Below are 18691 nucleotides of genomic sequence, written 5' to 3'. Positions count from 1 at the left end.
CCTGCGGCGCCTCGCACAAGGTCCCGATACACCGTTGGCGTCCCGGTGCCTGCCAACGGGCCGGCCCGTGGTCAGTGGGAGACGACCCACCTGCCCGACATTGGGTCCATACGGGCCAATCCGAGTTCCGCGAACCCGTCGAGCCATCCCTGCATGGGGAACCATCCCCAGATGTCGCGGAACACGTTGGCGTTGTTGATGATCGAGTGCAGGTGCTGCGTCGGCGGCGAGCTCGTGCGGTGGTGCTGGTGGTATGCCGCTGCGCCCCCTGTCCACACGAGGCTCCCGCCCGCGGCGGCGAGCCGCTGACCGAAGTCGGTGTCCTCGGCGCCATACCCCGTGTAGTCCTCGCTGAACCCGCCGAGACGCCGCCAGTGGTCCGCGGTCACGCCGAAGGAGAGCGACCAGAACAGCCGGACGTCGCCGTCCTCGGCCACCTCCCGGGGGGCCAGCCGGGGACGGGCCGGGTGGGGGTCGGCGAGGTCGCAGAGCCCCGGACGCCGGTAGTCGGCAGGATGGTCAGCCGGTGGCAGGTAGGCCACCTCGCCGCACACCACCACCGGGAACGGGCGTGCGGACACGCCCTGCAGGACCTCGTCGTAGCGGGCGACGGTCCCCTCGGCTGGGATGCAGTCGACGTCGAGGAAGACCAGGTGGTCGGCTCCCGCCTCGAGCGCGACGGCCGCCCCGACGTTGCGCGCGGAGGCGAGCGGCAGGTCGGCCCCCATGGCGTCCATGAAGGACGTGTGCACCCCGGGCAGGACCTCCCGGGCCACGGTGACCACCTCGGGGTCGCCCATCGACACGACGACGTGCAGGTCCGCGGGGCGGGACTGCCTGCGCAGGCCCCACGCCTGCCCGCGCAGGTGCTCGTGGCGACCCCGGGCGATGGTGACGACGGCTGTCCGGTGGGTGCTCACGACCCTGCGCCCGGGACGAGGTCGCCGGCCAGCCGGTCCAGGTGGGCCGCCGCCCGGGCGGCGCCGTCGCCCGTCGACCAGCGGGACCACCGCTGCCCGCCGCGTGCCAGGGCGCGGTCGAGCAGCTCGGGCCACTCGCGGGGAGACGGCCACGACGCGCACCCCACGGCGATGCGCCAGTCGTCCACCCTGCGTGCCGTCGCCACCTGCTCGTCGTGGGGCCGGGGCTGGGCGACGACGACCGCGGGCCGGCGGGCCGCGGCGACCTCGGCCACGGCGTTCTGGCCGCCGTGGGTGACGACGACGTCCGCGGCCTGCAGGTCGGCCCACAGGTCCCCGGACGCGCCCCGGCCGGGCGACCGCTCCACCCACGTCCAGTCCGGGGTGGCCGCTCGGGCCTGCTCCACCTGGGCGGCCGTCGTGGAGTGGCCACCGGCACCCCAGAGGACCAGGACCGTGCGACCCGGGCGGGCTGCGGGGACCGGGTCCGGGAGGCTTCGGTGGTCGAACCGCGAGATGGCGCCGACGAACCACGCCTTGGCGAACCAGCGGTCCGGCCAGTGCAGGTCGTGCGCACCCCGCGGCCACGGCGCCAGGAGGGCGTCGGCCGTGTCGTAGGCCAGGCGGTGGGGGTGGTCGTCGCGCCGACCGGGCATCGCCACGACGACGGTGGGCACCCCGCAGAGCCGGGCGAGGAGCGTCACCTCGACGGAGACGTCCACGACCAGGGCGCTGGGGCGCTCCTCGGCCGCCCACCGGGCGATCTGGGCCGACCGGCGGGCCAGCCCCTCGTGGTGCGTCGGGGCCCAGTGCAGCACCCCGTGGGCGGTCGGGTCGCGGTCCGCCAGGGCGCCGGGGTGCGGGTCGTCGTCGCGCGCCAGGGTCGTCCAGCCGCCCTCCCACCCAGGCGGTGGCGCGGCGGAGCTCAGGCCCCAGACAGGTTGATCGAGGGCGGCCGCGATGCTGCGCATCCGTGTGAGGTGACCCGCCCCCTGGTGGTGGGCGTAGTACCCGATCACGCGGCCACCTCGGGAGCCAGGAGCAGGTCGCCGTAGGCCGCGACGTAGGCGTCGACCATGGCGTCGAGCGAGCAGTGGGCCACCGCGTGGGCGCGGGCCCGCGCACGGTCCATGGCACAGACCTCGTCCACCGCCGCCGCGGCCGCCGCCACGTCGCCGGGCTCGACGAGCGTGCCGCAGTCGGCAGGGACGAACTCGGGGAGGCCCCCACGCCGGTACCCCACGACCGGTGTCCCGCAGGCCATCGACTCGGCGGCGACGAGGCCGTAGGGCTCGTCCCAGTCGGGGGTGACGACCAGGGCGGCGCTGCGCCCCACGAGGTCACGCAGAGCCGCGACCTCGAGGTGGCCGACGTACTGCGCGTGGTCGCCGAGGAGCGGCTCGAGCCGGTCGCGGAAGTAGGCGACGTCGCCGACCGGGCCGGCCAGGCGGATGCGCCGTCCGCTGGCGGCGGCGATGCGCACGGCCTCGTGAGGGGCCTTCTCGGGGACCACCCGCCCCATCCACACGAGCTCCTCGCCGCCGGGGCCCGGGGTCCACCTGGCGGTGTCGACCCCGTTGTGCACGACGGCGGCTCGGGTCACGTGGCCCCACTGGCGGGCGGTGTGCTCGCTCACGGCCACGAAGCGGCTGCGGCTCTGGTCCATGAGCGCGATCGCGGGCTCCAGCCACGGGGTCGGTGGCGTGTGCAGCGTCGTCAACATCGGGGCCGGGCAGGACTGGGCGAGGGCCACGGGCAGGTAGTGGAGGCTGTTGTTGTGGATCACGTCCACGTCGCCCCGTCGCTGCAGCTCGAGCATCACCTGCAGGTAGGCGTGGTGCTCAGCCAGCCACGTCTCCGGCGGCATGGTGACGTCACCGCGCGCGTCCTCGCTGAGCACCAGGGGGTCGACCGTGATCTCCCGGGCGTCGAGCGCCGGGTCGCTGCCGGCTCCGGCGAACAGGGTCACCTCGATGCCTCGAGCGCGCAGGCCGCGCACGAGGGCCCAGGTCAGGGACTCGAGTCCGCCGGCGAAGGGCTGGCGCAACGGGTGCTTGGCGGCCCCGAGGATCACGACGTGCACGCGAGCCTCCGCTCGAGCGCCGTGGCGTAGACGTGCTCGTGCGCCGCGGCCAGCTCGTGGCGCTCGGCGGCTCGCGCCGGCCAGGTGGCCCTGGGCGCCGTCAGGCCTGCCTGGTGGCGACGGTGCGCCACCCGGACGGCCGCGGTGAGGGTCGCCGCGCGCTCGGCACCGTCTGCCGAGTAGGACAGGACGGGTCGCTGCTCGGCGTAGAACCCGCAGTCGGGGGCGACCACCCACGTCCCGAGGTCGTGACAGGCCTCGAGCCAGCCGGAGTGGGTGCCGAAGCGGTAGGGGAGCACGGACACGTCGAGTCCCTGGAGGTAGGCCCAGAGCTCGTCGTCGGTGAAGTAGTCGTGGACGTGCAGGTCGACCTGCCCGCGGCGAGCCAGGTCGTGGACGTGCGCGGCGAAGCCGGGGTCGTGGTGGCGCATCCCGGGTGTCATGACGTCGGTGTGCACGTCGACGCGCAGGACGGCGTCCGGCACACCGGTCAGGGCAGTGACCACGGCGTCGAGGTCCGCGACGGGGTCCATGTTGGCGCGCAGGCTCTTGGCGTGCAGGCCCACCACGAACGCCGATCCCGTGGGTCGCGGGCGCTCGACCCAGGCCTGTGGCACCACGTGGGGGTGGGGCAGGACGGTGGCTGTGCGACCCCAGCGCGCGGCGATCGTGTCGGCCGCGCCTCGGGTGAGCGTGATGAGGTGGTCGGCTGCGTCGACGAGCACCGCGAGCTGGGCGTCGTGGGCGTCGGCCGTGGTGTGGTGCGGGTTGCGCAGGTCGTGGACAGTCAGCACCAGCGGCTTGTCGTGCTCGCGCAGGGCCGTGACGACGTCGCGCAGGTCCTGCGGGGAGAGCGCGTCGAAGCCGAAGTGCACATGCATGACGTCGAACTCGGCGGCGTGGGCACGAACCCACTCGGCGGTGAGCATGCGCGGGGGCCACCACGGAGAGTCGGGGGAGTCACCCGCCGGCGGGTCGGCGAGCCGGCTGACCGCAGCGGGGCCAGGGCCGGCCCCGGGGACGGGGGACAGGTGCCGGACGTAGACGTGACCGGACGGGATGGAAGCCACAACGATGCTCAAGACATCCTCCAGGGGAAGGCGTCGAGCGTGCGCCAGCACAGCCCGACAGGGCAGCTGGCGCATGTTTTGACCGGCTCGTGGTTACTGACCTCAACGTAACCCGGACCACCGAAGACGGCGACCCCCGCGACGGCGACCCTCGCGACGGCGACCCTCGCGACGGCGACCCTCGCGACGGGGCCCTGACGACGAGGTCGCGACGACAGGCCCCGGCGCCAGGTCCTCGCGGTGACCCGATTCCGGTGGTCGAGCCGCGGGGGCCGTGAGAGGGTCGCCGGATGCTCACCGACGTCTGGCCCCTCTTCGGACTCACGATCCGCACCCCTCGGCTCGAGCTGCGGCTCCCGCGCGAGGAGGAGCTCGTCGAGCTGGCGCAGCTCGCCGGGACGGGGGTGCACGAGCCCGGTGAGCGCCCGTTCCTCACCCCGTGGACCGAGGGCAGCGCCGAGGAACGATCGCGATCGGTGCTCCAAGGGCACTGGGACCGGCTCGGTGCGTGGGAGGTGGACGACTGGCGCCTGGGCCTGGGCGTCTTCGAGGGGGACCGACCCGTGGGCGTGGTCACGGTGCGCGCCACGGACTTCCCGGTCGTGCGAGAGGTGGCCACGACCTCGTGGCTGGGCCTGGCGCACCACCGACGAGGACTGGGTACGCAGGCCCGTGAGGCCGCGCTCAGCCTCGCCTTCGACCACCTCGGCGCCGAGGCCGCGCTCACCGAGGTCTTCCAGGACAACGCCGCGTCCCAGGGGGTGTCCCGCAAGCTGGGCTACGAGCACGACGGGATCTCGCGTGACGCCCGCGGAGACGAGGTCCTGGTGTCCGACCGGCTGCGGCTGACCCGCAGCGGGTGGCAGTCGCGGCCCCGGCCCGAGGTCACGGTCGACGGCCTCGCGCAGTGCCGGTCGTTCTTCGGCGGCTGACCCCATCCGGTGCCTTCACCGACGAATGGCCGGGCAGGGCCCTCAGGCGGTGAGGAGTGCGGACAGGGCGGCGAGCGCCTCGGGTCGGACCCAGTAGTAGACGAAGGTGCCGCGGCGCTCGCAGTCGACGAGACCGGCCTGGCGCAAGGTCTTGAGGTGGTGGGAGATCGTGCCCGAGGAGAGGTCGAAGGCGGGCGTGATCTCGCAGACGCACAGCTCCGGCTGCGCGGCGATCATCGAGGCCATCTGCAGCCGGACCGGGTCGCCCAGCGCCTTGAACATCGGCGCCAGCCGCTCCGCGTCCTCGGCGGTGACGGGTGAGGTCGCGAGGCCGCAGCAGCTGGCCTGGCGGACCTTCGGCTCTGACTCGAGGACGGGCATGCGGCTATCTTGACAGATGTCAAACCAGCGCACCATGCTGGACGTGCTGATTCGACAGTTCTCAAATCAAGGAGTGGCCATGGCCGGCGTGCAGATGAGTGACGAACAGGTCCGTGAGGCGGTGCGCGAGCGGTATGCCGCCGCGGCCACGAGCCTGCTGAACGAACCGACCGGCGACACGTCGGCCCCGGAGAGCTCGGCACAGGAGGCGCAGAACGGGTGCTGCGGCGGTGGCGGCTGCTGCGGAGGCACCAGCGCCCTGGCGGTCGACCCGATCAGCAGTGGCCTGTACGACGCGGACTCCGTGCCGTCGGGCACGGCCCTCGCTGCGTCCCTGGGCTGCGGCAACCCGACCGCGCTGGCAGAGCTCCGTCCCGGCCAGGACGTCCTCGACCTCGGGTCGGGTGGCGGCCTGGACGTGCTGCTCTCGGCGCGACGGGTCGCCCCGGGCGGCACCGCGTACGGCCTGGACATGACCGACGAGATGCTGGAGCTGGCCAGGCGCAACCAGGCCGAGGCGGGGATCGACAACGCCACGTTCCTGCAGGGGGCCATCGAGGACGTGCCGCTCCCGGACGCCTCCGTCGACGTGGTCATCTCCAACTGCGTCATCAACCTCTCCACCGACAAGGACGCCGTCCTGCGCGAGGCGTTCCGGGTGCTCCGGCCGGGTGGGCGCTTCGCCGTCTCCGACATCGTGCTGCTGCGCCCGATCGCGGCCGAGCTGCAGGGCGTCGTCCGGCTCTGGACGGGCTGCATCTCCGGGGCCCTGCGCAGCGAGGAGTTCGTCGACAAGCTCACGGCAGCCGGGTTCGAGGACGCCGAGGTCGAGGTGACGCGCGGCTACACGCGCGACGACCTGACAGGCATGGCGGAGGTCACCGACGCAATCGAGCTGCCCGAGGGCATGGGTCGTTCAGAGCTCGTCGACGCGCTGGACGGCGCCTTCGCGAGCGCGTTCGTCCGGGCGCGCAAGCCGTGACGTCGCCCACCACCGGGGTGCGGTCGCCCGCGGTAGCCGCCCGGCTCTCGACGCTAGACCGCTTCCTGCCGGTCTGGATCCTGGCGGCCATGGCGCTCGGGCTCCTCCTGGGGCGGCTCGTCCCCGGCCTGTCCGACGTGCTGTCCGCGGTGCAGGTCGACGGGGTCTCGCTGCCGATTGCCGTCGGCCTGCTCGTGATGATGTACCCCGTGCTGGCCAAGGTGCGCTACGACCGGCTCGACACGGTGACGGGGGACCACCGCCTGCTCGTCTCGAGCGTCGTGCTCAACTGGCTGGTCGGGCCGGCGCTGATGTTCGCCCTGGCGTGGCTGTTGCTCCCCGACCTCCCGGAGTACCGCACGGGGCTCATCATCGTCGGGCTGGCGCGGTGCATCGCCATGGTCGTCATCTGGAACGACCTGGCCTGCGGCGACCGCGAGGCGGCGGCCGTCCTCGTCGCGCTCAACTCCCTGTTCCAGGTCGTGGCGTTCGCGGTCCTCGGGTGGTTCTACCTGTCGGTGCTGCCCGGGTGGCTCGGCCTCGACCGGTCGAGCCTCGACGTCTCGGCGTGGAAGATCGCCGGCAGCGTCCTCGTCTTCCTCGGTCTCCCGCTGCTCGCCGGCTACCTCAGCCGGCGCCTCGGCGAGCGCAGCGTCGGCCGCGACCGCTACGAGCGTTCCTTCCTGCCCAGGATCGGTCCGTGGGCGTTGTACGGGCTGCTGTTCACGATCGTGGTCCTGTTCGCCCTCCAGGGCGAGCAGGTCACCAGCCACCCTCTGGACGTCGCGCGGATCGCGCTGCCCCTGCTGGCGTACTTCGCCCTGATGTGGGGCGGCGGCTACCTGCTGGGCCGGGCCCTGGGGCTGGGCTACGAGCGGACCACGACCCTGGCCTTCACCGCCGCCGGCAACAACTTCGAGCTGGCCATCGCCGTTGCCATCGCCACCTTCGGGGTCGCCTCCGGCCAGGCCCTGGCGGGCGTGGTCGGCCCCCTGATCGAGGTGCCCGTCCTCGTGGCCCTCGTCTACGTCAGCCTCGCCCTGAGGAACCGGTTCCCGCACCCCACGCCCGAGGAGGCCCCCCGTGCCTGACCCCCGCCCTTCCGTGCTCTACGTGTGCGTCCACAACGCCGGGCGCTCCCAGATGGCTGCGGCCTACACGACCCACCTCTCCGCAGGACGGGTGGAGGTGCGGTCCGCGGGCTCGGCGCCGGCGGACAGCGTCAACCCCGCGGTCCGGGACGCCATGCTCGAGGAGGGCATCGACCTCAGCGCGGAGACGCCCAAGCTGCTGACCCCCGAAGCGGTGCAGGCGTCCGACGTCGTCATCACCATGGGGTGCGGCGACGCGTGCCCGTTCTACCCGGGGAAGCGCTACCTCGACTGGCAGCTCGACGACCCGGCCGGGCAGGGCGTCGACGCGGTGCGCCCGATCCGCGACGAGATCAAGCGCCGGGTCAGCGCGCTGCTCGAGGATCTGGGCATCCCCGTCACCGGCGTGTGAGGTTCCGGGTGGAGGAACCCTGCTTGCCGACCGCTGACGCGCACGCCAAGGTGTGTGCGTGACCTCCGACGTCGAGACCAGCCCCCACAGCACGCCGGTCTTCTTCGTCGCGGGCGGCACCGGCATCTCGGCCGAGACGCTGGGCAACCTCATGCTCCAGCAGTTCCCCTCGGTGACGTTCCAGCGGCGCAAGTTCCCGTTCGTCACGACCATCGAGCGGGCCCGCGAGGTGCGGGGGATCTTCGACGAGGCCTGCACGGGCTCGGTGACACCTCTGGTCTTCTCGTCGGTCTCCGACGACGAGGTCCGCAAGGAGCTGCAGGAGACGCGGTGCGCGTTCATCGACCTCTTCGGCACCCACCTCGACACCATCGAGCGGGTGCTGCGCGTCAACGCCACCCACGGCGGCGCCCCGCTCCACGGCCTGGGGGACACCCGCCGCTACGACGCGCGGATGAAGGCGATCGAGTACGCGATGGAGCACGACGACGGCGCCAGCCTCCGGCACCTCGAGTCCGCCGACCTCATCCTCGTGGCGCCGTCGCGGTGCGGGAAGACCCCGACCTCCATGTACCTCGCGCTGCAGCACGGCCTCAAGGTCGCCAACTACCCGCTGGTCGAGGAGGACTTCGACGTCGGCGGCCTGCCCCGGCCGATCCGGGGCCTGGTCGACCGGTGCTTCGGCCTGCTGTCGACGCCTGCACGCCTCAGCCAGGTCCGCGGCGAGCGCCGCCCGGGCTCGGTGTACGCCAGCATGGGTCAGTGCAGCTACGAGCTGCGCCGGGCCGAGGCGCTCTACCGGGCACACCGCATACCCTCCATCAACTCGGCCTCCATGTCGGTGGAGGAGATGGCGGCCGTCATCATGCAGAGCACCAACCTCAACGGGCTCCTCTGACGGGGTCCCCGGGAACCTGCTCTAACCTCTGACGCACCGCGGCAACGGCGCCGCACGTCGAAAGGAACGCCCGTGACCGGCAGCACCCCCAACGTCGCCTGGTTCGCCGACCTCGGTCTCACCGACGTCGACGCGGTCGGAGGCAAGAACGCGTCGCTCGGCGAGATGGTCCAACACCTCTCGGCCGCCGGCGTCCGGGTGCCCGACGGGTTCGCGACCACGGCCGACGCCTACCGGCGCTTCCTCGAGCACGAGGGCCTGGCCGACCGCATCAACGGGATGCTGTCCTCCCTCGACGTCGAGGACACCCGCGCCCTCGCGGACGTCGGCGGGCAGCTGCGTGAGGCGGTGGAGCGCCAGCCCTTCCCCCCGGACCTCGAGGCGGACATCCGTACCGCGTACGAGCGGCTCGTGGGGGAGCACGGCGACGAGGTGAGCTTCGCGGTCCGCTCGAGCGCGACGGCGGAGGACCTGCCCGACGCCTCGTTCGCGGGACAGCAGGAGACCTTCCTCAACGTCCGCGGCATCGACAGCGTGCTGCTCGCGATCAAGCGGGTCTTCGCCTCGCTCTACAACGACCGCGCCATCGCCTACCGCGTGCACAGCGACTTCGACCACTCGGTGGTCGCGCTCTCGGCCGGCGTGCAGCGGATGGTGCGTTCGGACATCGGTGCCTCGGGCGTCATGTTCACCATCGACACCGAGTCCGGGTTCCCCGACGCGGTGTTCATCACCAGCAGCTACGGCCTGGGCGAGGCAGTGGTCCAGGGCGCGGTCAACCCGGACGAGTTCTACGTCTACAAGCCCGCCCTGCGCGCCGGCCGCCCGGCCGTCCTCAAGCGCGGCGTCGGCGACAAGGCCACCAAGATGGTCTACACCGACGACGCCGAGGTGGGACGCACCACCGAGTTCGTCGACGTCGACCCGGCCGAACGGGTGCGGCTCAGCCTCACCGACAACGAGGTCACCGAGCTGGCACGGCACGCGCTGGCCATCGAGGAGCACTACGGCCGCCCGATGGACATCGAGTGGGGACGCGACGGCCTCGACGGCGAGCTCTACATCCTCCAGGCGCGCCCCGAGACGGTGAAGTCCCGCCAGGGGAGCACCAGCCAGCAGCGCTTCACCCTCGACGAGCGCGGACCGGTGCTCGTCGAGGGCCGGGCGATCGGCCAGAAGATCGGCGCGGGTCCGGTGCGGATCCTCGCCTCCGCCGAGCAGATGCACGACTTCGAGCCCGGCAACGTGCTGGTCGCCGACATGACCGACCCCGACTGGGAGCCGATCATGAAGCGGGCCAGCGCGATCGTGACCAACCGTGGTGGCCGCACCTGCCACGCCGCGATCATCGCCCGCGAGCTCGGCATCCCCGCCGTGGTCGGCACCGGCTCGGCGACGACCGCGCTCGCCGACGGGCAGGAGGTCACCGTCTCGGCGGCCGAGGGCGACACCGGCCGGGTCTACGAGGGGCTGCGCAGGTTCACGGTCTCGGAGACCGCGCTGGGCGACATGCCAGAGCTGCCGGTCAAGATCATGATGAACGTCGGCACCCCGGACCAGGCGTTCGAGTTCTCCCGCCTGCCGCACCGCGGTGTCGGGCTCGCCCGCCTCGAGTTCATCATCAACCGCCAGATCGGCATCCACCCCCGCGCCCTGCTGGAGCTCGAGGACCAGGAGCCCGGGATCCGCGCGGAGGTCGAGGCCCTCATCGCCGCGTACGACAGCCCGCGCGACTTCTTCGTCAAGCGCGTCGCCGAGGGCGTGTCCATGCTCGCGGCCGCCTTCGCGCCCGAGCCGGTGATCGTGCGCATGTCCGACTTCAAGTCCAACGAGTACGCGGGGTTGCTGGGCGGGCAGCGCTACGAGCCCCACGAGGAGAACCCGATGATCGGGTACCGCGGCGCCGCGAGGTACCTGTCCGAGGACTTCGCCGAGTGCTTCGCGATGGAGGCGGAGGCGCTGCGCCACGTGCGCGACGAGATGGGGCTCACCAATGTCAAGGTGATGATCCCGTTCGTGCGGACCGTGACCGAGGCGAAGGGCGTCATCGACCTGCTCGCCGAGCACGGCCTGCGCCGCGGCGAGAACGACCTCCAGGTCGTGATGATGTGCGAGATCCCGTCCAACGCAGTGCTCGCCGACGCCTTCCTCGACCACTTCGACGGGTTCTCCATCGGGTCCAACGACCTGACCCAGCTGACCCTCGGCATCGACCGCGACTCGAGCCTGGTCGCCGAGGGCTTCGACGAGCGGGACCCGGCGGTCAAGCGGATGCTGTCGATGGCCATCGAGGCGTGCCGGGCCCGGGGCAAGTACGTCGGCATCTGCGGGCAGGGTCCCTCGGACCACCCCGACCTCGCCGAGTGGCTGCTCGACCAGGGCATCGAGTCGATGTCCCTCAACCCCGACACCGTCGTCGACACCTGGCTGCGCCTGGCGAAGCGGGGAAGCGGCAATGGCGAGTGACCTCGAGGCGCTGGTCGTCGCCGCGGCCGACCCGGCCGGGCTGGCGTCGTTCTGGTCCGGGGTCCTGCGACGCCCGCTCGGTGTCGGCACGGCGGTCCTGCCCGTCACCGAGACCGAGTTCCCGATCCGGTTCGTGCCGACGACGGCGCCGAAGGACGTCCCCAACCAGATGCACTTCGACCTGACCAGCTCCTCCCTCGAGGACCAGCAGGAGACGGTGGACCGAGCCCTCGAGCTGGGCGGCAGCCACCTCGACATCGGCCAGGGCCCGGACGCCGAGCACGTGGTGATGGCCGACCCGGAGGGCAACGAGCTCTGCGTGATCCCGCCGGGCAACAGCTTCCTCGCCGGTACGGGGACGATCGGCGCCCTGTCGAGCGACGGCTCGCAGGCGGTGGGCTACTTCTGGAGCCAGGCCCTGGGCTGGCCGCTGGTCTGGGACCAGGACGAGGAGACGGCCATCCAGTCGCCGCGTGGCGGGTCGAAGATCTCCTGGGGCGGTCCTCCGGTGCGGCAGAAGACGGCCCGCAACCGCCTCCACCTGCACCTGTCGCCGGTGGGGGACGACGGCGTGACGGCGGAGGTGCAGCGCCTCGTCGCGCTCGGCGCGAGCCGCGTCGACCCCGCCCTGGCTGACCCGGCGTGCCTGGCGGAGGAGTGGCTGCCGCTCCTGGACCCCGACGGCAACGAGCTCTGCGTGCGCGCCTGAACCCGGCGTCGGCCGTTCGGCCAGGGTTCGTGCGCCGTGCGTCTGAACGAGGGCTGATCGCACCCCGCCGGACCCACGGCGGCATACGGTGGGCGCACCCGACACCGAAAGCGCCTGTCCTGACTCATGATCCTCCGCCCTGACTTCTCCTGGCCGACTGTCCTCGGACCGCTCGTCATCACCCTGGCCGTCTCCGGATGTGTTCCGGCCAGCGCCGACCCGGGGTCCGACTCAGGGTCCGCGTCCGGGCGCTCGACGACCTCGAGCCCGGCGGCCACCCGGGCGTTGCCTGCCTCGGACCCGTCGACGACGGAGCCGGTGGCCGAGCCCGCGGCGTCGAGCGAACCGGCCGGGACCGCGACCTCCACCACCTCGACCACTGCCCCCTCGCCGAGCCCGACCTCGGTGCGGCCGGGCACCGCGGTGACCACCCTGGCCGCCATCCCGGTCAAGGGTCGCGCGCCCCGCACGGGGTACGACCGCGCCGAGTTCGGCCAGGCCTGGGCCGACGTCGACCGCAACGGCTGCGACACCCGCAACGACATCCTGCGCCGCGACCTGCGCCAGCTCGTCCTCAAGGCCGGGACGCGCGGCTGCCTCGTCCTGCGCGGCACCCTGCACGACCCGTACACCGGCACCACCATCCGCTTCGTCCGCGGGCAGAGCACCTCCACCGCCGTCCAGATCGACCACGTCGTGGCCCTGTCCGACGCGTGGCAGAAGGGCGCCCAGAAGTGGACGTCCCAGCAGCGCACCGCCTTCGCCAACGACCCCCTCAACCTCCTCGCCGTGGACGGTCCCAGCAACCAGCGCAAGAGCGACGGTGACGCCGCCACGTGGCTCCCGCCCCGCAAGGCCACCCGGTGCAGCTACGTGGCCCGACAGGTCGCGGTGAAGCGCCGCTACGGGCTGTGGGTCACCAGCGCCGAGCGCGCGGCGATCCTGCGCGTGCTGGACTCCTGCCCCACGCAGGGCCTCCCCAGCGGCGGCGTGGTCCGGCTCGGCGGGGGAACCGGGGAGGCGGTCGCGCCGGCTCCCACCCGGTCGACGGCGCCGAAGCCCAGCGTGGCGCCGCCCGCAGCCTCCGCCACCGACCCGCGGTTCGGCACCTGCAGGGAGGCCAACGCCGCGGGCTACGGCCCGTACCGGCGCGGCGTGGACCCCGAGTACGACTGGTACCAGGACCGCGACCACGACGGGCTCGTCTGCGAGCGCTGAGCCCGCCCCACCAGCCGTCTGATCGCCGTGGCCGGTCGGCGCGACACGGCCCTTCGTCCCTAGTGGGCGCGCCTCCTCTCTGGTGCAGTGGTCTGACCGCGAGGGATCGAGGAGACGCATGAGGCAGCGCAAGTGGTCCGAGCTGAGCACGACCCAGCGGGTCGCTGTCGTCGTCGGTGGCAGCCTGCAGCTCGCGCTGCAGGCGTATGTCGCGCGAGACCTGCGGCGCCGCAGTCGTGAGGAGGTGCGGGGACCCCGGTGGGCCTGGGCCCTGGCCGACCTCGTGAACCCCGTCGGGCCGCTGGCCTACCTGGCCGTCGGTCGCCGCAACGCCCCTCGTCCACCGTTGGAGTAGTGCCGTGTCGAGCGCACCCGTCGAGCGCGACGACGCCATCCTCGCCGAGGCGGTCATCGAGACCCATGGCCTGAGCAAGAGCTTCGGCCCCGCGGTCGCCCTGCGCGACCTCGACCTGACCCTGGCCCGGGGTGAGGTCTTCGGCTACCTCGGCCCCAACGGCGCCGGCAAGACGACGACGCTGCGCCTGCTCATGGGGCTGCTGCGCCCGACGCGCGGCAGCGCCCGGGTCTGCGGGTACGACGTGTGGCACGAGTCCACGTCGGTGCGCCGCCACGTGGGGTTCCTGCCGGGGGAGCCGGCGCTCTACCCGACCCTCACCGGCCTTCAGCACGTCGACTACCTCAGCCACCTGCGCGGCGCAGACCCGTACCCCCGGGCGCTGGTCCTCGCCGAGCGCCTCGACCTCGACCTCGACACCCCCTCGCGCGACCTCTCCAAGGGCAACCGGCAGAAGCTCGCCGTCGTCCTGGCCCTGATGCCCCAGACCCGCGTGCTGGTCCTCGACGAGCCGACCAGTGGCCTGGACCCCCTGGCGCAGCAGGAGCTGCACGCCCTGATGCGCGAGCACGTCGACGGCGGTGGCACGGTCCTGCTCAGCTCGCACGTCCTCGGGGAGGTGCAGCGAGTGGCCGACCGCGTCGGCCTGCTGCGCAAGGGTCGGCTCGTCGCGGTCGACCGGCTCGACGCCCTGCGCGCGCGCTCGCTGCACCACGTGCACGCCACGTTCGACGCCCCGGTGCCGGCCGCGGCCTTCGCCGGCATCGACGGGGTCCGCGAGCTGTCCGTGGTCGACCACACGCTGACCTGTGCCGCCCCGGAGGCATCCCTCGACCACATCGTCAAGGCGCTGGGGCAGTTCCCGCTGCGCGACCTCACGTGCACCGAGGCCGAGCTCGAGGAGACCTTCCTCGCCTACTACGGCCGGGGTGAGGACGATGCTGCATAGCGTCGCCCTCAAGACCCTCCACGACCAGCGCCGCAGCCTCGTCGGCTGGGTCGTCGGGGTCGTCCTGCTCGTGCTCATGTATGCCGCGATCTGGCCGAGCATCCGCGACCAGCCGTCGATGAGCGACTTCCTCGACCAGATGCCCGAGGCGTTCCGGTCCCTGTTCGCCACTGCAGGGGCCGACATGTCGACGCCCGTGGGCTACATCCAGATCGAGCTCATGAGCTTCATGGGCCCGACGCTGCTCATCCTGTACGCCGTGGGGCAGGGGAGCTCCGCAGTCGCCGGCGAGGAGGACCGCCACACCCTCGACCTGCTGCTGGGCTCGCCCGTCAGCCGCACCCGGGTCGTCCTGGAGAAGGCCGGGGCCATGGTGCTCGGGACGCTCGGGCTGGCTGTGGCCACCGGCGCCGCCCTGGTGCTCGTGGGCCGGCTGTTCGACCTGAGCCTGCCGGCCGGGCGCACCGCGGCGGCGATGCTGCACCTGGCCCTGCTGGGGCTGGTGTTCGGCGCCCTCGCCCTGGCGGTGGGGGCCGCCACCGGCAGCCCGGGCCGCAGCAGGGGAGTGGCAGCCGCGGTCGCGGTCCTGGCCTACCTCGTCAACGGCCTGGGCGGCCTCGTGGACTGGCTGCGCCCGTTCCAGCGGCTCTCGCCGTTCTACCAGTACGCCGCCCACGACCCGCTGCGGGCGGGGGTCTCCTGGCCCGCCGTGGTCGTGGCGGTCCTGACCGTCGCCGTCCTGGTCGCGGCCGCGGTGTGGGGCTTCGGCCGGCGGGATGTCCGCGGCTGAGCGACGGCCACCAGAGGACGAGGGGCTGGGGCGCGTGCAGGCGGCCGGCGCCGGGCACTCACCTGGCGACTAGAGCTGGGTGCCCACCAGGGCGCCGATGCCGTAGGTCACGGCCATCGCGAGCACGCCACCGGCGACGTTGCGCAGCACCGCCCGCTGCCTCGGGGCACCGCCGAGCTGGGCGCTGACCCAGCCGGTCGCAGCCAGCGCCACGACGACCGCCCCGGCGGTGATGGCGACCCGACCTCCGGGCGGGGGCAGCAGGATCGCGATGAGCGGCAGCAGCGCGCCGACCGTGAACGCCGACATCGACGCCCAGGCCGCGTGCCAGGGGTTCGTCAGGTCGTTGGGGTCGATCCCGAGCTCGGCCTCCGCGTGCGCGCCGAGGGCGTCGTGCTCGGTGAGCTGGACGGCCACCTCGCGGGCGAGCTCCGGGGTCAGGCCCTTGCCGGCGTAGATCTCGGTGAGCTCGTCGAGCTCCTGCTCGGGCATCTCCCGCAGCTCGCGCCGCTCCTTGGCCAGCAGGGCCTTCTCGGTGTCGCGCTGGGTGCTCACCGACACGTACTCGCCGGCCGCCATGCTCATGGCCCCCGCTGCGAGACCCGCGACCCCGGCGGTGACGATGGCGCTGCGCTCGCTGGTGGCGGCGGCGACGCCGATGACGATGCCGGCGGTGGAGACGATGCCGTCGTTGGCTCCGAGGACTGCCGCGCGCAGCCAGTTCAGGCGCGAGCCGATGGCGGCGTCGTGGGCCTCACCCTCGTGCGGGACGACCTCGGAGCTCTCGAGCTCAGCCACGGGCCCGCGCCCCGAACCGGCCTGCGGCCTGGGAGATGCGGTGGGCCAGCTCCACGTCGAGCTGGGTGAGGCCGCCCTTGTCGTGCGTCGAGAGCGCGAAGTGCACCGTGCGCCAGCGGATGTCGATGTCCGGGTGGTGGTTCATGTCCTCGGCCTCGGTGGCCACCTCGTCGACGAGGCGGATGGCGGTGGGGAAGTCGGGAGCCTCGAACCCGGCCAGGATCTGCGTGCCGTCGACCGCCCACCCGGGCAGGTCCTGCAGCTGGCGGTCGAGCTCCTCGTCGGTGAGCAGTCGGGACATGTGCACACTCTCGCAAGGAACCGGGTGCGCTGTCACCGAAGGCCAACCTCACCTCGCAGCCACCCGGCCCAGGACGTGGTGTGCCGCGTGCGCTGGGCGCGCACGCGGCATACCGGAGAGGGGGCCTGACGGGCCCGGGTCAGCTCGTCAGAGGGCTTCCTGGACCGAGGCGGGTCCGAGGAAGTCGTCGCCACCCTGGGCCGTGTCGGACTGGGAGGTGATCTGGGCGGTGACCGTGTGCATCTGCAGCTCGCCGGACTCGATCTGCTCGGCCCAGTGGCAGGCGACGCGGTGCGAGGACGGCACCCCGGCGATGTCGAGCGTGCGCAGCTGCGGGCGCTCGGTGTCGCACTTGGTCTCCTGCCGCCACGGGCACCGCGTGTGGAAGCGGCAGCCCTTCGGCGGGTTGGCAGGGGAGGGCAGGTCGCCCTGGAGCAGGATGCGCTCGCGACGGTCCTCGATCACCGGGTCCGGCACCGGCACCGCGGACATCAGCGCCCGCGTGTAGGGGTGCAGCGGCTTGGTGTAGAGGTCGTCGGCGGCAGCCTCCTCGACGAGCGCCCCGAGGTACATGACCCCGATGCGGTCGCTGATGTGGCGCACCACGGCCAGGTCGTGCGCGACCACCAGGTAGGTGAGGTCGAACTCGTCCTGCAGCTGCTCGAGGAGGTTGATGACCTGGGCCTGCACCGACACGTCGAGGGCGGAGACCGGCTCGTCGGCGACGATGAGCTTGGGGTCGACCGACAGCGCCCGGGCGATGCCGATGCGCTGGCGCTGGCCGCCGGAGAACTCGTGCGGGTACTTCTTCAGCGCGGCGGCGGGCAGGCCGACGGCCTTGAGCAGCTCGCGCAGCCGGGCGGACGCCTGCTTCTCGTCCTTGGCGAGCCCGTGGGCCTTCATGCCCTCCAGGAGGAGCGACTCGACCGACTGGCGCGGGTCGAGGCTGCCCATCGGGTCCTGGAAGACCATCTGGATGTCCTTGCGCTTGCGGCGCAGCTCCTCGCCCTTGAGCGAGGCGATGTCGACCCCGTCGAACTCGACGCTGCCCTCGGTGGGCGGCTCGAGGTTGAGGATCGCCCGGCCCAGGGTGGACTTGCCGCAGCCGGACTCGCCGACCAGGCCGTAGGTCTCGCCCTGGCGGATCTGCAGGTCGACCCCGTCCACGGCGTAGACGTGGCCGACCGTCCTGTCGAAGATGACGCCCTTCTTGATGGGGAAGTGCACCTTGACGCCCTTGACGTCAACGAGCACCGGGCGGTCGCCGGCGGTGGTGGCCGGCGTGGTCTCGGCAGTCGCCGTCATCGGGACACCTCCGGGGAGTGGGTGACGGGGTTGAAGCAGCGCAGGGCCCGCGGGCCCTCCTCCACCAGCTGGGGCATGTGCTGGACGCACTCGTCGACGGCGTTGGGGCACCGCGGGGCGAAGGCGCACGCGCTGGCCCACGGGAGGTTGTCAGCCACCGAGCCCGGGATGGGGTTGAGGCGCTCGCCGCGCGACCCGTCGAGGCGGGGGATGGAGCCCAGCAGCCCCACGGTGTACGGGTGCCTCGGCTCGGCGAACAGCGGGTGGCGGTCGCCGCGCTCGACGATCTTGCCGCCGTAGAGCACGTTGACCCGGTCCACCATGCCCGCCACCACACCGAGGTCGTGGGTGATCATGATGAGCGCCGTCCCGGTGTCCTCGACGAGGTCCTTGAGCAGCGCCAGGATCTGCGCCTGGATGGTGACGTCGAGCGCCGTGGTGGGCTCGTCGGCGATGAGCAGGCGGGGTTCGCACGCGAGGGCCATGGCGATGAGCGCGCGCTGGCGCATGCCGCCGGACAGCTGGTGCGGGTAGTCCTTGAGCCGCCGTTCCGGGTCGGGGATGCCGACCTTGTCGAGCATCTCGCGGGCGATGGGTGTGGCCGCCTTGCGGGACAGGCCGCGGTGCCGCTCGAGCACCTCGGTGACCTGCAGGCCGATCGGGACGACCGGGTTCAGCGACGACAGCGGGTCCTGGAAGATCATGCCCAGGTCGCGGCCGCGCCGGTCGCGCATCTGGTCGCGCGACTCCTTGAGCAGGTCGGCGCCGTTGAAGAGCACCTCACCCTCGACGCGCACGCCGCGGGTGGGCAGCAGGCCCATGATCGCCAGCGACGTCACGGACTTGCCGCAGCCGGACTCGCCGACGAGGCCGACGGTCTGGCCGGGGCGGACGTCGAAGCTGACCCCGTCGACGGCCACGAACGGCTCGTCGCCGGAGCGGTGGAAGGTGACGGTCAGGTCGCGGACCGACAGCAGCGGCTCGCTGCCGTCGCCGCGAGAGGTTCGGGTGTTCTCGATGAGCTCAGTCAT

At 72.6% G+C, this 18691-nt stretch carries 20 protein-coding genes; 11 read left to right on the top strand and 9 right to left on the bottom strand.

Features of this window, described 5'->3' with window-relative positions; translation table 11 throughout:
* Window positions 1–71 precede the first annotated feature (71 nt).
* Genes AB4Z02_RS03225 through AB4Z02_RS03210 form a run of 4 tightly spaced genes read right to left on the bottom strand, consistent with a single transcriptional unit; the run spans window position 72 to window position 4085 of the window.
* Complete coding sequence (locus AB4Z02_RS03225) at window positions 72–920, bottom strand: glycosyltransferase family 2 protein (RefSeq protein WP_441969247.1); 849 nt, start codon at window positions 918–920, stop codon at window positions 72–74.
* Window positions 917–1939, bottom strand: coding sequence for a glycosyltransferase (locus AB4Z02_RS03220; RefSeq protein WP_441969245.1), 1023 nt, complete (start codon window positions 1937–1939; stop codon window positions 917–919). The genes AB4Z02_RS03225 and AB4Z02_RS03220 overlap by 4 nt, the downstream gene beginning before the upstream one ends.
* A complete protein-coding gene (locus AB4Z02_RS03215) occupies window positions 1936–3003 on the bottom strand; it encodes a glycosyltransferase (RefSeq protein ID WP_441969243.1) in 1068 nt (355 codons plus the stop codon). Before AB4Z02_RS03215 ends, AB4Z02_RS03220 begins: the two co-directional genes overlap by 4 nt.
* Window positions 2991–4085 (bottom strand): glycosyltransferase family 1 protein, encoded by a 1095-nt coding sequence (locus AB4Z02_RS03210; protein ID WP_156399894.1) that lies wholly within the window; start codon window positions 4083–4085, stop codon window positions 2991–2993. The genes AB4Z02_RS03215 and AB4Z02_RS03210 overlap by 13 nt, the downstream gene beginning before the upstream one ends.
* Window positions 4086–4363: 278 nt before the next feature.
* On the opposite strand from AB4Z02_RS03210, the gene AB4Z02_RS03205 reads away from it, so the two are divergent.
* Window positions 4364–5005 (top strand): GNAT family N-acetyltransferase, encoded by a 642-nt coding sequence (locus AB4Z02_RS03205; RefSeq protein ID WP_441969241.1) that lies wholly within the window; start codon window positions 4364–4366, stop codon window positions 5003–5005.
* 42 nt (window positions 5006–5047) lie between these two features.
* Here the strand turns inward: AB4Z02_RS03205 and AB4Z02_RS03200 are convergent, their stop codons facing one another.
* Window positions 5048–5386, bottom strand: a complete 339-nt coding sequence (locus AB4Z02_RS03200) for an ArsR/SmtB family transcription factor (protein ID WP_056883346.1) — start codon at window positions 5384–5386, stop codon at window positions 5048–5050.
* A 43-nt stretch (window positions 5387–5429) separates the two neighbouring features.
* On the opposite strand from AB4Z02_RS03200, the gene arsM reads away from it, so the two are divergent.
* The 10 genes from arsM to AB4Z02_RS03150 all read left to right on the top strand — a co-directional run bounded on the left by arsM (window position 5430) and on the right by AB4Z02_RS03150 (window position 15256).
* The gene (arsM, locus tag AB4Z02_RS03195; protein WP_441969239.1) at window positions 5430–6368 is read left to right on the top strand and encodes an arsenite methyltransferase; all 939 of its coding nucleotides are present in this window, start codon (window positions 5430–5432) and stop codon (window positions 6366–6368) included.
* Window positions 6365–7459, top strand: coding sequence for an ACR3 family arsenite efflux transporter (arsB, locus tag AB4Z02_RS03190; protein WP_441969237.1), 1095 nt, complete (start codon window positions 6365–6367; stop codon window positions 7457–7459). Before arsM ends, arsB begins: the two co-directional genes overlap by 4 nt.
* Window positions 7452–7871 carry an arsenate reductase ArsC gene (locus AB4Z02_RS03185; RefSeq protein WP_441969235.1) on the top strand — a complete coding sequence of 140 codons (420 nt, stop codon included), beginning with the start codon at window positions 7452–7454 and terminating at the stop codon, window positions 7869–7871. Before arsB ends, AB4Z02_RS03185 begins: the two co-directional genes overlap by 8 nt.
* Window positions 7872–7929: 58 nt before the next feature.
* The gene (locus tag AB4Z02_RS03180; RefSeq protein WP_056883349.1) at window positions 7930–8769 is read left to right on the top strand and encodes a pyruvate, water dikinase regulatory protein; all 840 of its coding nucleotides are present in this window, start codon (window positions 7930–7932) and stop codon (window positions 8767–8769) included.
* 72 nt (window positions 8770–8841) lie between these two features.
* Complete coding sequence (gene ppsA, locus AB4Z02_RS03175; RefSeq protein ID WP_441969232.1) at window positions 8842–11235, top strand: phosphoenolpyruvate synthase; 2394 nt, start codon at window positions 8842–8844, stop codon at window positions 11233–11235.
* Window positions 11225–11944 (top strand): VOC family protein, encoded by a 720-nt coding sequence (locus tag AB4Z02_RS03170; protein ID WP_441969230.1) that lies wholly within the window; start codon window positions 11225–11227, stop codon window positions 11942–11944. The genes ppsA and AB4Z02_RS03170 overlap by 11 nt, the downstream gene beginning before the upstream one ends.
* 126 nt (window positions 11945–12070) lie before the next feature.
* Entirely contained in the window at window positions 12071–13162 is a 1092-nt protein-coding gene (locus tag AB4Z02_RS03165; RefSeq protein ID WP_441969228.1) for a GmrSD restriction endonuclease domain-containing protein, read from the top strand.
* Between the two features lie 118 nt (window positions 13163–13280).
* Window positions 13281–13517, top strand: coding sequence for a PLD nuclease N-terminal domain-containing protein (locus AB4Z02_RS03160; RefSeq protein WP_056883352.1), 237 nt, complete (start codon window positions 13281–13283; stop codon window positions 13515–13517).
* A gap of 4 nt (window positions 13518–13521) precedes the next feature.
* A complete protein-coding gene (locus AB4Z02_RS03155) occupies window positions 13522–14466 on the top strand; it encodes an ABC transporter ATP-binding protein (RefSeq protein WP_441969226.1) in 945 nt (314 codons plus the stop codon).
* Window positions 14456–15256, top strand: a complete 801-nt coding sequence (locus AB4Z02_RS03150; protein ID WP_441969225.1) for an ABC transporter permease — start codon at window positions 14456–14458, stop codon at window positions 15254–15256. Before AB4Z02_RS03155 ends, AB4Z02_RS03150 begins: the two co-directional genes overlap by 11 nt.
* Before the next feature lie 69 nt (window positions 15257–15325).
* Here the strand turns inward: AB4Z02_RS03150 and AB4Z02_RS03145 are convergent, their stop codons facing one another.
* From AB4Z02_RS03145 to AB4Z02_RS03130, 4 genes are all read right to left on the bottom strand, one after another.
* Complete coding sequence (locus AB4Z02_RS03145) at window positions 15326–16054, bottom strand: VIT1/CCC1 transporter family protein (protein WP_441969223.1); 729 nt, start codon at window positions 16052–16054, stop codon at window positions 15326–15328.
* Entirely contained in the window at window positions 16047–16355 is a 309-nt protein-coding gene (locus AB4Z02_RS03140; protein ID WP_441969221.1) for a 4a-hydroxytetrahydrobiopterin dehydratase, read from the bottom strand. Before AB4Z02_RS03140 ends, AB4Z02_RS03145 begins: the two co-directional genes overlap by 8 nt.
* Before the next feature lie 147 nt (window positions 16356–16502).
* Window positions 16503–17660, bottom strand: a complete 1158-nt coding sequence (locus AB4Z02_RS03135; RefSeq protein WP_056883356.1) for an ABC transporter ATP-binding protein — start codon at window positions 17658–17660, stop codon at window positions 16503–16505.
* Window positions 17657–18691 carry an ABC transporter ATP-binding protein gene (locus AB4Z02_RS03130; protein ID WP_056883357.1) on the bottom strand — a complete coding sequence of 345 codons (1035 nt, stop codon included), beginning with the start codon at window positions 18689–18691 and terminating at the stop codon, window positions 17657–17659. Before AB4Z02_RS03130 ends, AB4Z02_RS03135 begins: the two co-directional genes overlap by 4 nt.

The sequence above is a fragment of the Pedococcus sp. 2YAF34 genome, from assembly GCF_052114585.1.
Lineage (GTDB): Bacteria > Actinomycetota > Actinomycetes > Actinomycetales > Dermatophilaceae > Pedococcus.
Note: the sequence above shows the minus strand (reverse complement) of the source record. Positions and strands in the feature narration are given on the sequence as shown.